Below are 13,080 nucleotides of genomic sequence, written 5' to 3'. Positions count from 1 at the left end.
TTATTAATCAACGCCTTACTTACCATCTACCCTTTTATTGCCCTATTTCAGCCAAATGATATACATGCTTTGAGCCGCTCAAAGGGGCCTTTCCACTTGACGAAAAGGCTATATCCGGCGACTGATAGTTGCACTATGGCAAGGCGAAAGCACCGTTATGAAGCGATAAAAGCATTACATCAACCACATTGGACGCCAAGCGTTACCAATCCGAAGCCCACTACTCCTCGCTTCGGCAGCTAAACGCGACAATTTTACACGCACTTTTTTCGGATAAAAATCTTTACAAAACAAATAAAGGAAAGACCCTCACGGCCTTTCCTTTTCTATTTTTATCTTTGCCATTCGGCAAGATATATTTATCAAAAAATATATTACGATGGGAGAAAATATTGCTTTTTACCTTCTGCTTCCCATCAGTCAATTTGCCATCTGCCGCATAAAGCGAGAAGAGCATTTACGTCTCATCCTTTATTTGGTATAACGCTTCAAGATGGCATAGGCATCGTAAATACCCAATTCGCCGGCCTTGCTCAAATCGCTGATACCCTCTTTCTTTCTGCCTGCAAGCACTCGGCAAACGCCTCGGTTGTAATAGGCCTCGGCCAAATTGGGCTCCAACGAAATAGCACGGGTATAATCGTCGATAGCCTGCTCATAATTCTTTTGCGAAGCATAGATGTCGGCCCGATTATAGTAAAGGTATGAGCTGGTGGAACTCAACTTGATAGCTCGATTCAGGTCGTCAATGGCCAACGCTATCTTCAACCGTTGGGCAGCGACGTCGCCACCCGTGAAACGGCAAAGCTGGTATCTGCACACGCCACGCTGCCAATAGGCCAGCACGTTCGTCGTATCTTCCTGAATGTAAGTGTCGAAATCGGCGATGGCGGCGTCAAGGTTCTGTACCACGCTATAGGTCACCGCACGCTGCAACAACAGCGGTAGCACGGTGGCAATCTGCTTGGTCGACGCGATTTGGGCCGACAGATGGTCTATCTTGTCAAAGTAAACTCGGCTCTCGTCCTCGGTCAGTTGGCGCGGACTGCACGATACGTAGATGTGCTGCGTGGGCTTCTGAGCGGCGTTAAAGGCCTCGACGGACTTGTCGTAGATTTGGAATGAGTTTACACCATTGCTGTAAGGAGTGTAGGAAAGCATGAACATGGGAAGTATTTCCAGCTCGACGTTGCGGTTCTGCACGTGCCCGCGGAATGCGCTTTTGTACTCATGCTCCACCGTGTTCTCGTCTTCCACCACGATTTGGTTATATTTCTCGGGATCAACCTCGCTCCGTTTTCTCACCATTCGCTGCATGTTCTTGGTCCAACGCGGCTGAATACCCAAGTGCTTGTTCATCTGTGCCTTGAATATTCTGAACTCATCCAGCTCGGCTTTGGCCGTCATGCCCAACCGCCGATAACAACTAGCACGATAACTCAAGCCCGTCCAGAAATTCGGAAATTGGTCTATCACCGTTGAATAATCACGAATGGCCGCACGCAAATTACCGGTCTTGTCATGAAGCACGGCACGGTTGAAAATAGCCATCACGTTTTGAGGTTCCATTTTGATGACATAATCAAAATCAGTGATGGCACGGTTGTCATCGCCCAACTGCATTCGGAGCAGTCCCCGGTTATAATGCGCGAGGAAATTGTTAGGGTCTAAGTCGAGCGCCATGTCATAATCGGCCATGGCTCCACGCAAATTGTTGACATTAAGGCGTGCCAATGCCCGGTTGACGTAGTTGTTTACGAACTTAGGTTTCAGATGAATGGCCTTTCCAAGCTCCGTGTCGGCGTCCTTCCACTTCTTCCTCGACAAGCTGATATAGGCTCGTGTCGTCCACGCATCTGCGTTATAAGGGTCTAAAGTCAAGCACTTATCCAGCCATTTGACCGCAGTCGTCGTGTCTTTCTCCAACAAGTAAGTCTCTGAATTCAGCGCATAGGCCTGCGACATCTTGCCCCACCTGCCTACAATGGTATCAATATCCAAATGCACCTGCCGATAATCTTTCACGTTCATACGGCAAATGGCACGGTTCAACCAATAGTTCTGATTGGTGGGATTCAAACGGATAGCGTGAGAATAATCATCAATGGCCCTATCGTATTTCTTTTGTCGTATTCGGGATATGGCCCGTAGGTCATATACATTATCCACAAAAGGGTTGAGTCGGATGGCTTCCGTGGCGTCGCTCTCAGCGCCAGAGAAGTCATCAAGATAGAATTTAGCAGCCGCCCGATACTGCCACGGCTGATAAATGTAAGGCTTCAACTCGATGATACGATTAAAATATTGTATCGAAAGAACGTAATCATCATAGCTTAAAGCAATTTGACCGCTTGTCAATAAACGGTCAATATTGTACTGCGCCTTAGCTCCTACAGCTATAACGAGTAAAAGTTGTAATAAAAGAGAACGACGACTCAATGTTTATTTTCTTACATTTTTCGTGCGATAACCGCAACGGAACCTGCCTTGAATAATCGATTTCAATTTGTTTTTGATGAGTTGCTTGCGCAAAGGTGACAATCTATCCACGAACATATTGCCTTCCAAGTGGTCAAACTCATGCTGCATGACACGAGCTAAATAGCCTTCTACCCACTCGTCATGCTCTCGGAAATCCTCATCTCTATACACTACACGGATGCGAGTGGGCCGGGTAACGACTTCATGGATACCGGGAATCGAGAGACAGCCCTCCTCCATGGTTTCCTTTTTGGCGTTTTCGTCCACTTCTACGATATGCGCGTTGACATAAGCTTTGCGGAAGTCCTTGTATTCGGGGAACTCTTCACTAAGTACATCCAAATCTATCACCACCACACGGATGGCCTTTCCTATTTGAGGAGCTGCCAATCCAACCCCTTCACTCGCTGTAAGCGTTTCAAACATGTCGCTTACCAACGCTTTCAAATCGGGGTAATCGGCAGGAATATCTTGGGCTACCTTCCTCAAAACCGGGTGCCCATAAGTATATATAGGTAAAATCATTGCTTTTTATTCTGTTGTTATTGCCTTGACAATATTCTGTATTTAATGGATAATAACAAGCTCCTATTCCGTTAAATCTCAAGTGACTTTCTTGACAAATATCCACATCATTACTAAGAAATGCTTACATCATTAGTAGGATCTGTTTACATCATTTATATGAAATACTTAGTTCATTACCAACAAAGCCTAAATATCTTCTTTTAAAGATGCAAGTTTCTGCCTGCGGAAAGTCCACGTTCGTTGTTTAAAATATTCAATTCTTACGTTCCAAAATATCGAATTGACCTTTCAGAATGCCCGAATTATTTTCTTGACAACAGCCAATCTTGCAAGATAATTGTAGCTGAGATTTCGTCTACAAGACCTTTATTATCCCTTCTTACTTTCTTTTTTACGCCACCATCTATCATCGCCCTATGGGCCAACACCGATGTAAAACGCTCATCATAATACTCAATGGGTATTTCAGGATGTAGCTTTTTCCATCGATTAACAAAGGCCTCCACACGTTTCAGGTTCTCGCTTGGCTGCCCATTCATCTGTAGCGGTTTTCCTATAACAATCCTCTCTACAGATTCTTTTGTAATATATGTCTCAAGGAAATCAAGCAAAGTAGCCGTAGAAACTGTGGCCAATCCATTCGCAATAATCTGCAATGGATCGGTCACAGCTAAGCCGGTGCGTTTACGACCGTAATCTATTGAAAGTACACGCATTATTTTTTGAAGATCAGCCAAGCGCCATTGTAAGCACTACGCAACTGATCGCGGCTGCGGGCAGCGTCACTCTTTGTATCAAAAGATGTAGCCACAACACGATACATGTTTCTTTCCGCATTGTAAACGATAGAAGGATTGTAGCCATTACTCTTCAAAGTATTCTGCAATCCCTCGGCGTTGGCCTTCAAAGAGAACGAACCTACCACTACTCCAAAAGCTTTCAAAGCCGGGCCGTTCACCACGCTGAAGTTCTCAGAACGTACAACTACGTTATCACTATTATCCACAACAGTAGTCTGAGTGGCAGGACGAGTTTCCAATGGAGTTACCACCGGAACATCAGTCTGAGGCTCAATATTTCTGGCTTCTTGTGCTTTGGCCTTATCATAGGCTTTCTTATATGCGCTTTCCGACGAACCACAACTTGCCAATGTCAATGCGAAGCACAAACCAGTGCAAGCCCACATGTATTTCTTCATAATCTTTCGGTTTATTTATTTAATATTACTCATTATTTTATGTTGGCGAAGATACGAAATATATGGTAAAGCATGAAAAATATCTTACATAAAGTTTGTTAAATCACACTAAGCCAATGGATTTAATAAAAATTAGTGGTAAAAATATTTGAAATAATAAATCTTTTATCTACATTTGCGTAAAGGTTTAATTTAAACATTTGAATTATGAAGACATTAGGTTACATTGGCGCATTTCTTAGTGGTGCCATCGCAGGTACAGCAATAGGTTTACTCCTTGCTCCGGCAAAGGGTGAAGATACAAGAAGCAAAATAGCAGACGCCGTTGACGACTTTTGCAAAAAGCACGATTTGAAGGTTTCCCGCAAAGATGTTGACGACTTGGTAGATGACATCAAGGATGCGACTGACATAGACGAATAAGTTTTTCCAACCAAAAGATACAACATATTTTGTTTTCAAGCGATCAAAATATTGAAACTATCGGGCAGTTGGTCGAAGTTGTTCGGCATTATATCGGCCTGCAAAGCGAATATGTCAAGCTTGACGTAGTCGAAAAGATAGTCCGACTGCTGACTGCGGTATTGATGATGGGGATATTAAGTCTGCTTCTTATCCTCGTCTTCATCTATCTTTCGTTCGCCGCTGCCCATGCGCTGGCCCCTATCACGGGCTTAGCCTGCGCATTTCTCATTATTGCCGGTTGTTATTTCGCCGTCTTTTTGCTTTTTATCATTTTCCGCCGGAAGTGGATTGAGAAACCGCTCGTTCAATTTTTGGCAAGTATTTTAATGCAAAAATAACATGACAAGACCTCTTGAGGAACCATTGTTCGCTTATAGGAATCTCGACGAAATTCGACTACGCAAGGAAATGATTCGAAGAGAAATCCAGACAGATGATATTAAGATAAAGGCCCTATGGGGAGAATTGTTCCATAACAAACAAGCTTTTACCGCCTCAACTCCATCCAAACGCTTTTCAGGGCTCATGAATACAGGTGCCGGAATACTGGATGGGGTTATCCTCGGTTGGAAACTTTATCATAAATTCAAAAAGAAAAAGTAAACAAAAGGCCCAACTTCGTTAATTTCGATTTATATAAGTTAATAATAACTATATATTTATCAGAACATACAATGCAAAATTGCATTATTTAAAATAATGACTAACTTTGCATTGTGTTTTTCATAGTATTAGATTTAAGGTTAACAAGGTTGGAGTACGGCGGTACTCCTTTTTTTTATGCCCTTATACTAACACATAACTACTTGGTAATCAATAACTTAGGTACAAAATAGAAGTAACAAAAAGTGTCTTGGTGTACAATTTGGTGTACACTTTTGCAGAAGGATTGTCAAAACTGTATATATTATATATCAATCTTATACCCCCAAAAAGACATTATAATGGCAAATAAAGTTTCAAAATTACAGTTCGTGTAAAGGATATTTGGAGGGGGTTTCAGCACATTCTTCTCTAAAAAATCACCCCCCTACCCATATAAAAGAAAATAAGGCCATAACTTCAACAATGAAGCTATAACCTTATTAACTAAAGAAAAGAAATATAATATATTAATCAATTATAATAGTTATATCTTTTGCAGGTTTGAGTAGTTCTATTAGTTTTGTAAGTGTAACAAAGGAATGTGTTATCATTCCTTTTATAGTATTCCTTCCAACCAATATACATCCTTCCGTATGGTTTGACAAATTCCCTTGGTGTATTCTTATTCCTTCAAAACCTTTTACATTGACTATAAAAGGCAATATCTTCTTAAATCTATTGGATTCATTAAGTATTACTTTATATGTCCCTTTTGGTATGGCAGTTTTGCCAAAGACTTTCTTTGCTTTTATACTTAAAATATTATCATTGTCTTTTAACCCTCTGTCCTTGTCTTCCAATGTGTCACAGAAGTATATGCCATCTATATATAGTTTACCAATGGTATAATCTTCCTTATAATACATTCTTTTAAGATTGAGTATCATTTGATTTGTTTATTATTTCATTTATTTTTTCTATTAGCTTAGTTGAAGTCATTGATTCAAACTGTCCTAATTTGGTCTTAAAGTATATGCTAATGCCAAAGATACTACCACCTGAAACAAATGCCTAAGCAATATATATAAGTACTCCGTTAGCTATGTCAAGCGTGATACCAAAGCTTATAAAAGCTATTAATATACCACTTACAATCAAACATATAGCTATAATGTATTGGATTCTGTCCTTTACATTTAATTCTTGCCACCTCTATGATTTCATTTTTTCTTTTTAAATTTATATATAATATATTATAACACTGATTCCAACCAACAATTTAAATCTGAACTAAATATATACTTATGTTCCCTTGCATCTATCTTTAAGTTCTCCCCTTTATGTGTTATACTTGTGTCATCGTGCATTATAATTCCTTTAAAACTAAAGACATAAGTGTTTTTACCTTTTATTACGTCCTTTATGGTAATTTCTCTGCCATTTACTTCTTGGGCCTAATCTAACACAATTTGAATGTGTTTGCTATAATTTCTAATTGAAAACGGTGTAACCAAGTAATCATCATCATTTTTAACAAAATAGCTAAATACACTTGAATCACTTGATTGATATGTTTCTGATTCTTTTATAACCTTTATGTTTCTCTTTGTGGCAACATAAGTAGATGAACTCATAGAATCACTGTAACCAAAGTACTATAGACCTCTGTCAGAAAGTCTAACACCATTAGAATCCCATTTGAAATTAATACCATTAACGTCGAAAAGTACACTACCCTTGCTTCCAAGCTTGGCAAAAAAGCCATTGTTAGCAACTTTTGTGAAACACTAATCATCTATAAGTGTTCTTGTTATGGTATAGTCTGCATCAAGTTTCCAAATTGCATAAGGTGTATTGGTATTTGTGTTTATATATTCTCCTTTGGTATTTCTGATTCTGCCTTCTAAATTAAGTCCACTTAATTGAAACTGTAATTTATACTCTCCTGCATCAGTGAAATTATGATAGAAATATATATTACTATGATTGACTGATAGGGGTAATGACTGTAGAACTTTTACAAAACTTCCATCAGCCCTAAAAAGTTTTATATCACATCTAACATTTACATTATAAAACTTCACTAATTGACCATAATGTCTAAAAGTAAGGTTAAACATACTGAATTTTATAGCTTCCCCCTTACCAACTATTATGTTGGTCTATTTTAAGCTCTCAATTGGGTAAAAGTCTACTATATTACTTTGCCTATCATAATTACTTACATCTATGTTACAATTAGCTGACACCACTGTTTCTACTTGCTAACTGTTAATTGTAGTGTTTCCTATATCATCAGACTTTATTTCAACGGACGGCATACCCTTCTAATTATAAAGTGTGAAGCCATCCTAACTATTTTTGAGCTATAAATTACCATTGATAGTTGTATTAGATGAATTTAATGTAATCTAACCATCTCGTAGGTTTATACCTGCCTTACCCACTTTTAGTTCTATTTCCTCTGTGGACTGTTTAATCTATGACTCAATGACATAGTTAGTACTATTAAACTTATGTATCACATCTCCATCCTCTACCATTATCTGTGCAAGATATACAGTAGGTTTAGAAGTTTCAAATACTAACCTAAATGTTTTAGCACTTCCCTTGGTTTCATTGAAGGTTAAGTAATACCTATTTAATTCTTGGTTAATTGGTAATGTACTGACTTGTACGTCTTTTATTTTAAAGGATTCTTCAATAGGGAACGTATAATTAGTGTCAAGTGGTGAATTGTCATATTGATATATCTTTAATCTGATTTTAGAAGGGTCTTCACCAGTGAATTTGTCAAACGATACAGTATATTTACCACTTACATTAGCAAATATAGGTGAAACTAATTGATGGTCAAATTGAAATGCTGGTTGCTCATTAATATATTTATGACCACTCCAACCAACACCAGTTCCAGTACCACTCAATACGTTTACACCTTTTATACCTTTTACCTAACTCTTTAACTCATTGGATGTTTGGGTTAATGTGCTGACACTCTTCTCTGTTGTAGCTACCTTACCATTTAACTGATTAATGGTTGTAGTATGTGAAGTTACAGTAGTTTGTAGCCCATTGGCAGTCTATTCTACTTTAGTTAATTTGTTAGTGTTTTGCTTAACTTTACCATCTAAAGCATTTACCTTCTATGTATTACCTTGGATAGTAGAAGTAATCTAATTTAACTTAGTATTAACATCAAAAACTGTTGCAGATTCAAGCTTAATAGGTAATGTAAATGTATCAACTATATCACCACCTTTATAAAGTGTGATTTGTATTGCCTAACAGTTTACATCATACTTAGTGTTAATGTTAGCTATAAACTTACCACTATTGTCTATATTAATTTGATTTAGTACATTGGAATTGCTGTAATTCCATTTCACCACATTAGCAGCAGTTTTTGATGTACCCTTCTTTGCTACACCAATAGAATGTTCTAATACACCTAATTCCAAGTGTATTTTAAGATTCTTATTGATATCAACTAAAGCTGTTGAATTTATATCATAAAGGGCAAACGCTTTATTTGCCCTTTTTATTGAAAAAGTCTTCTATGCTAACATATTAATTTAATTCCACACAAAAACCTGTCTAAGCACCAGCTAACAAATCAGCTGATGTTAAGTTAATTTTATAGTATTGGTCAGTGGCACTAAATGGAGCATCTTTATAACCACTTGTACCCCAAGTTGTATCTAAATTGTTGTTAGTTGAGTACCTGCTCACCCTCATTTTATGTGCATTTAAAAAGGCTACTTCCGTTATATATATACCACCTTGAAGCACCTTAAACCACACTGGCAAAGTACCACCATCTATCATACCATCACCTTGTGGCTGAAATATAGCAATGTCATAAGGGTCTGTACCATCATATAAAGTATATGTAGTTGAAACTGTCTTATTATAGGTAGCACTTCCACTATCAGTGTCCTTTATACTGCATCTAAAAACCCCTACATTGGTTATGGCAGAAGCAGGAACAGTAATTGTATTGGTTGTAAAGTTGCTTACACCATAGTTAGTAGCAGTACTAAGAGTTTTCCATTGGCCATTTACAAGCATATCCCAAGTATATACTACATTGGTTGTGTCTATATCTCCACCTCTCCAAAGGTCACAGTGTATTTGAAGTGTCTTGGTACTATTAACGAAAGTGTCTCCCAATGGGGCATAGGCTATGGCCAATATATTGGCACCAGTATTCTCTAACTTTGATATATTGATAGAAGCAGTAATAGGTGTCTTGACTAATGAAATTGGTTCTGTATAAATGGCGTCACATTTAATGGTGATACTATTGCAATTGTCAAGATTTACTTTTAACTGCTGTTTTACACCTCCAACAACGGGAGTAAGTTTCTATGTTGCCACAGCACCGTTTTCTCTATTTACAGTCCAAATGAAATTGCTAACGTGTGCTATCTAATCCCCACTTAAACCACTTATAAGCAGCATTGGTGTAATGGTCATTGGTGTTTGAGCATAGTTAGGAGCATAAGCCTTGGCGTCCTTTTGATATATCTGTGTTAATGCCTTGTCAGTTTGCAAAGAGAATGTAAGGGTTTTACCGTTTACAATTCGTTTAATGCTGAATGTCTTCTATGAAAGTATATTTGCCATTATTAAATTTGAATAGTTTTTATTATGTTTTTATTTTCCTCATCCATAAATTTACAAATGAAAGAAGTATCACCGTTTAAATCGTCATAGGTAATGTGTAATGTGTTTCCTATGTTTATATGTGTACCGTCCCAAGCAACATCACCTTCTATGTACTCACTTTCTCTATACCAAATAAATCTATTGGAGGGTAAGGTATCTGTTATATCAACTTCGTCAAACCATACTTTGATTATAAAGGTAGCTTTCCAATTGGTCTACCCCTCCCTCACCAAAGAAAGTGCTACCAGCAGTACTAAATGCTTCAACCCTATAACCTGAATGACTAACCTTTACGCCAGTATTCTTATTATTAACCCACCAATATTCATCTTTTATGTATGGGGCATTATCTTCAGCCTTTTCCTCTATATACTATTGTATGGTCTCTCCGTTCTCTACCTTGAAATCACCTCTGAACTTATTACCATTGGCAGCAATCACATTATATTGATGGTTGCTTAGGTTAAATTCATTGATACCTTTATATTGCACTAAAGACGGTGCTTCCACTGTTGCATCAGGTGACTTATATGCACTAAGTATGATTGCTGATTGCCTTTGCAAATCATTTCCTCTATAACCAAGTTGTGACAACTCATCACCTACTGAAGGTATTGAAGAACCATCTTTAATAGAATCTGACAAATCAATATAATGGTAATCTGCATCATCTATTTTTGTAGTACCAACACCATTTACAAGACGCCAGTAGTACTTATATTGATTTGCATTGAAGGTCATACATATTGCCTAATCTTGGGTTAACCATTGATTAGTGATAGACCTTTTGCCATCAGAAGATTTCCAATAACATCTATAATCTCCGTTGATTTGCTTTTCTACCTTGTCTATTTTACAGTTGGCTTGGGTTAATATCAAAATACCTCCAACACTCTTCATCTCATCTATTATAAGTTTGAATAAATGAGCTTGCTTTGTTACTGTTAAATTCTCTACTGTTATATCACCACCTAATATAGTCTTTATAGTAGCTTTTACTGCTTCCAGTGATTCTTTTACATTTAAACTATTGGTATCAATTTGCTTGGAAGTGATATTTTCTATATCACCTTTTTTTGATGTGATTGAATCACTTTTTATATTTCCAGTAACAGAAGCATTATTAATATTAATTGAATCACCTTCAATATTACCCTTTGCATATATATTACCAACTTCCTTAAGGTCTCCCTTTATATCCTTTGTATCATCAAAATACTAACCCCATAACCTATGTGGCTCAAATGAAGACCCCTCATAGCTGTTAATGATGGTGTTAGCTAACTTACTATCACCAATGGAATTACCTTTTTTTGATTTGGTATATTGTTCAATCTTAATCATATTTCTTTTAATACTAAATGTGTCTTATTTTCTTTTAAATCAGTATTAATTGATTGCACGAAGAAAGACCTATTTAACACCTTACTAATATAAATATCTTTGAAATTTATATTGTTATGTGCATCCATTTCTAAAATTAACTTTGGCTATGAATACTCATTATAATAGGCATTTATATAGTGTTCTTCTGCTTTAGCTGTTTCGTCTGTAGTAGCATTATATATACTTAATATAGGCATATTAGTTGAACTATCTATTACTGAATTTAAGCAAACCTTTGGTTCTAACCCATTTTCAATGTATTCTTGAGTGGTTAACTAAGTCATAAATTTAAACTCAATATCATCTTTAGTTGAAATGAATCTATCAGTTTCAGCACTGCAATATATTATATCTTTCTTCTCTCCAATGATATCACTGTGATTTGATTTAATCTTTGCTTCAAAATCCTTTATGATTATATTTTCTACATTGGCCAATATAAACTTTGTATTGGTAGTCCATTTAGTATGCCTGAAGAATGTGGGGTGTCTTCTTGTAATATTATCCCAAGTTGTATTTACTGGGCCCAGTATTTTAAAGGTTAGCTTTCCAACCAATGCGTCACTTCTATTGATTGGTATTGCTGTTCCTTCTGCATCCACATTCATTTCATAGCTTAAAGTGTTTTGTATTGGAAACTCTGTACCTATTATATAATCACCTATCTTTGGATTAACACCAAGGCTGAATGTGGTTTTCTTCTCTCCATCTATTATAGGTTCTTCTCCAATCTTAACCCATTTAAAAGAAGAGTTGCCATACTCGTCTATATCAGTTTCTATACATCTCTTATCACCAATTATAAGCTCACACTCTAATATTGGCACCTTGCTAAACTTATCAGAACCATCACCAACAGTACTATAGTTATACTTTAATGTAGGTATTGCTCTCTCTTGAGTGTATGGTGCAAGGTTAGTACCTTCTTTAAGATAGTGGGAAGGGTCTTTGTCTTTTATAGTTGTGGGTGTATAGAATTTACGAGTATAATAAAAGTCTTTATTTTTACCGTGTACTACATTAAGTTCTCTGCCGTGTTCTGTTCTTTTTACACCATTTTCAAAGCATTCTTGATATGTTCCCCCTCTCCTAAGTACATTGCTTGAAGATTCATATACTATTGGTTGAAGCAGTATTTTGCCACTAAAAATCAAATAGTTTGTGGTATTGTCATCAATAGGTGAATATATGGCTGAAGCGTTGTCTCCATTATATTCAATCATTCCACTATGTTCCATCAATTCATTGTCACTTGGGCAGTGTCCGCTTTGAGAGTGGTCTTCATTACCATTGACGGAGATATAAAGGTAATTGCTCATATTGATTTTTGATTTCAATGAGTTGTCATTTGCATCTGTTTCGTTCTCCACATTACCAAAGCTAAGCATTGCTGGCGTCAGTCTGTTTTGCTGTATATATTGTGCTATTTCCCATTGTGTTTTGCCTTCAAAAAGGTCAGATACCAAGGTTTTATTTTTACCATATAGCTTCCACTTTGTAGAATCCATCACTTGCAAATACCAATCATAACTGTTACCGTGGTCAGCATTGAATGGTCTTCCTTGAACCATATCATTAATAGCATTATTAGCCCTATTTCCATCACCATTTCCAACATACTCACTACAGTACCTTTGCTTACTATCGAATTTTGAAGTTAAGCTACTTTTATCTAACGGGTTCTCTATTATATCTTCTAAATTTTCTGTTTCACACTTCACTTGAATCTAATTATATACATCAGCTATGGTTATAGTTGTATCATC

At 37.0% G+C, this 13,080-nt stretch carries 13 protein-coding genes; 3 read left to right on the top strand and 10 right to left on the bottom strand.

Going from position 1 to position 13,080, the window contains the following annotated elements; translation table 11 throughout:
- Positions 1–471: 471 nt before the first annotated feature.
- The 4 genes from VIR50_RS08930 to VIR50_RS08915 form a co-directional block, all read right to left on the bottom strand.
- Complete coding sequence (locus tag VIR50_RS08930; protein ID WP_331934783.1) at positions 472–2,439, bottom strand: tetratricopeptide repeat protein; 1,968 nt, start codon at positions 2,437–2,439, stop codon at positions 472–474.
- A 3-nt stretch (positions 2,440–2,442) separates the two neighbouring features.
- Positions 2,443–3,006 carry a peptide deformylase gene (gene def, locus VIR50_RS08925; RefSeq protein WP_331934782.1) on the bottom strand — a complete coding sequence of 188 codons (564 nt, stop codon included), beginning with the start codon at positions 3,004–3,006 and terminating at the stop codon, positions 2,443–2,445.
- Between the two features lie 305 nt (positions 3,007–3,311).
- Complete coding sequence (gene ruvX, locus VIR50_RS08920; protein WP_331934803.1) at positions 3,312–3,728, bottom strand: Holliday junction resolvase RuvX; 417 nt, start codon at positions 3,726–3,728, stop codon at positions 3,312–3,314.
- Entirely contained in the window at positions 3,725–4,207 is a 483-nt protein-coding gene (locus tag VIR50_RS08915; RefSeq protein ID WP_331934781.1) for an SPOR domain-containing protein, read from the bottom strand. The genes ruvX and VIR50_RS08915 overlap by 4 nt, the downstream gene beginning before the upstream one ends.
- A gap of 207 nt (positions 4,208–4,414) precedes the next feature.
- Here VIR50_RS08915 and VIR50_RS08910 point away from each other — a divergent pair, with 207 nt between their 5' ends.
- The 3 genes from VIR50_RS08910 to VIR50_RS08900 are packed head-to-tail and all read left to right on the top strand — an operon-like array spanning position 4,415 to position 5,275.
- Entirely contained in the window at positions 4,415–4,630 is a 216-nt protein-coding gene (locus VIR50_RS08910; protein ID WP_331934780.1) for a YtxH domain-containing protein, read from the top strand.
- Positions 4,631–4,659: 29 nt separating this feature from the next.
- On the top strand, positions 4,660–5,010 hold the full coding sequence (locus VIR50_RS08905) for a phage holin family protein (RefSeq protein ID WP_331934779.1): 351 nt from the start codon (positions 4,660–4,662) through the stop codon (positions 5,008–5,010).
- 1 nt (position 5,011) lies between these two features.
- Positions 5,012–5,275: a hypothetical protein gene (locus VIR50_RS08900; protein WP_331934778.1), complete on the top strand. Its 264-nt coding sequence runs from the start codon at positions 5,012–5,014 to the stop codon at positions 5,273–5,275.
- A 509-nt stretch (positions 5,276–5,784) separates the two neighbouring features.
- Here the strand turns inward: VIR50_RS08900 and VIR50_RS08895 are convergent.
- The 6 genes from VIR50_RS08895 to VIR50_RS08870 form a co-directional block, all read right to left on the bottom strand.
- Positions 5,785–6,204, bottom strand: a complete 420-nt coding sequence (locus tag VIR50_RS08895) for a DUF5675 family protein (protein WP_331934777.1) — start codon at positions 6,202–6,204, stop codon at positions 5,785–5,787.
- Positions 6,205–7,044: 840 nt separating this feature from the next.
- Positions 7,045–7,377, bottom strand: a complete 333-nt coding sequence (locus VIR50_RS08890; RefSeq protein WP_331934776.1) for a hypothetical protein — start codon at positions 7,375–7,377, stop codon at positions 7,045–7,047.
- A 360-nt stretch (positions 7,378–7,737) separates the two neighbouring features.
- Complete coding sequence (locus VIR50_RS08885) at positions 7,738–8,184, bottom strand: hypothetical protein (RefSeq protein ID WP_331934775.1); 447 nt, start codon at positions 8,182–8,184, stop codon at positions 7,738–7,740.
- Positions 8,185–8,854: 670 nt separating this feature from the next.
- Positions 8,855–9,328 carry a hypothetical protein gene (locus VIR50_RS08880; protein WP_331934774.1) on the bottom strand — a complete coding sequence of 158 codons (474 nt, stop codon included), beginning with the start codon at positions 9,326–9,328 and terminating at the stop codon, positions 8,855–8,857.
- A 972-nt stretch (positions 9,329–10,300) separates the two neighbouring features.
- On the bottom strand, positions 10,301–10,669 hold the full coding sequence (locus tag VIR50_RS08875; RefSeq protein WP_331934773.1) for a hypothetical protein: 369 nt from the start codon (positions 10,667–10,669) through the stop codon (positions 10,301–10,303).
- Between the two features lie 920 nt (positions 10,670–11,589).
- Complete coding sequence (locus VIR50_RS08870) at positions 11,590–13,035, bottom strand: hypothetical protein (protein WP_331934772.1); 1,446 nt, start codon at positions 13,033–13,035, stop codon at positions 11,590–11,592.
- Positions 13,036–13,080: the final 45 nt, after the last annotated feature.

It is taken from the genome of Prevotella sp. (assembly GCF_036570325.1).
Classification (GTDB): Bacteria; Bacteroidota; Bacteroidia; order Bacteroidales; family Bacteroidaceae; genus Prevotella.
The sequence above is the reverse complement of the archived record's forward strand: the minus strand, read 5'-3'. Positions and strand labels throughout refer to the sequence as shown.

Coding starts and splice junctions, on each gene's coding strand:
- VIR50_RS08875 (WP_331934773.1), bottom strand. CDS start 10,669: ATGACCTTCAATGCAAATCAATATAAGTACTACTGGCGTCTTGTAAAT.
- VIR50_RS08880 (WP_331934774.1), bottom strand. CDS start 9,328: ATGCTTGTAAATGGCCAATGGAAAACTCTTAGTACTGCTACTAACTAT.
- VIR50_RS08915 (WP_331934781.1), bottom strand. CDS start 4,207: ATGAAGAAATACATGTGGGCTTGCACTGGTTTGTGCTTCGCATTGACA.
- VIR50_RS08890 (WP_331934776.1), bottom strand. CDS start 7,377: ATGTTTAACCTTACTTTTAGACATTATGGTCAATTAGTGAAGTTTTAT.
- VIR50_RS08900 (WP_331934778.1), top strand. CDS start 5,012: ATGACAAGACCTCTTGAGGAACCATTGTTCGCTTATAGGAATCTCGAC.
- def (WP_331934782.1), bottom strand. CDS start 3,006: ATGATTTTACCTATATATACTTATGGGCACCCGGTTTTGAGGAAGGTA.
- VIR50_RS08910 (WP_331934780.1), top strand. CDS start 4,415: ATGAAGACATTAGGTTACATTGGCGCATTTCTTAGTGGTGCCATCGCA.
- VIR50_RS08895 (WP_331934777.1), bottom strand. CDS start 6,204: ATGATACTCAATCTTAAAAGAATGTATTATAAGGAAGATTATACCATT.